Annotated in this window: 1 protein-coding gene; it reads left to right on the top strand. The window is 62.5% G+C overall.

From position 1 onward, the window contains the following. Positions 1 to 209: 209 nt before the first annotated feature. Positions 210 to 1,160, top strand: a complete 951-nt coding sequence (locus NKH93_RS34210) for an IS110 family transposase (protein ID WP_352458931.1) — start codon at positions 210 to 212, stop codon at positions 1,158 to 1,160. Positions 1,161 to 1,176: the final 16 nt, after the last annotated feature.

Genomic DNA, 1,176 nt, shown 5'->3' with positions numbered 1-1,176 from the left:
TGCTTGTCTTATGACTTTCGCTGCCGAATGGGTCAGAAAGGAACGCTGAGAGAGGGTAGCCGCCCTCCCTCAGCGGCGAGGGTCGGATCGGTGGAATTGCTGACCGTTTGACGGGTCGAGCTAGAGTCGGATCGCCCTCGTCTTTCCCTTGAGGCCTGAACGGATACCCGGAGTTCGGCTCCGAACGACAAGCACAGGACAAGTGAAAGATGACCAACGATACCATCGGGATCGACATATCGAAAGACCATCTCGACGCCCACAGGCTGAGCGACGGCGCGAGCCGGCGTTTTGCCAACGACAGCCGCGGCCACAAGGCGTTCATGAGCTGGTTGAGCCCGAGCCGGTTGGACCCGCCCGGCGTACGCATCGTCTATGAGCCGACAGGTCCATATCACCGGGCCTTTGAGCGGAAGCTGGCGGCGGCTGGCCTTGCGCTGGTCAAGGTCAACCCACGCCAAGCCCGGCGCTTCGCCGAGGCCACCGGCAGGATCGCCAAGACCGACCGGCTGGACGCCGCCATGCTGGCGCGCATGGGCGCTCTTCTCGACCTCGAAGCACGACCGGTGCGCAGCCCGATCCTCAATGACCTCAAGGACCTGCACATGGCGCGCGAGGCGCTGGTGAAGAACCGGACGGCGGCGAGGAACAGGGCCAAGGCGCTAACCCTTCCCATCCTCAAGCGCCACAATGCCCAGCAGCTCAGGCAGATCGAACGTCAAATGGCTGCTGTCGAAAAGGAGATCACGGCGCTCATCCAGTCCGATCCCGATCTCTCCCGTCGCTTCGCTATCCTCGTCTCGATCCCGGGCGTCTCGGCAATCACCGCCTTCGCGCTTCTCATCGAAATGCCCGAACTCGGCACGCTCGGTCAGGGGCAGGCTGCTTCCCTCGCAGGCCTCGCTCCCGTCGCACGACAGTCCGGCAACTGGATCGGCCGCGCCTTCATCCGCGGCGGGCGAGCCAATGTCCGACAGGCACTCTACATGCCCGCCCTCGTCGCCATGCGCTTCAATCCCGATCTAAAGGCAAAATACCACCAGCTCACGGCCGACGGCAAAGCCTCAAAACTCGCCATCACAGCCATCATGCGAAAGCTCATCATCCTCGCAAACGCACTACTCAGGGACAATCGGACCTGGACACCATCTCTCCCTTGACCAACACGGATACTCT

Origin of the sequence: Mesorhizobium sp. M0954 (assembly GCF_040319155.1) — a bacterium.
Lineage (GTDB): Bacteria > Pseudomonadota > Alphaproteobacteria > Rhizobiales > Rhizobiaceae > Mesorhizobium.
The sequence above is the reverse complement of the archived record's forward strand: the minus strand, read 5'-3'. Positions and strand labels throughout refer to the sequence as shown.

Coding starts and splice junctions, on each gene's coding strand:
- NKH93_RS34210 (WP_352458931.1), top strand. CDS start 210: ATGACCAACGATACCATCGGGATCGACATATCGAAAGACCATCTCGAC.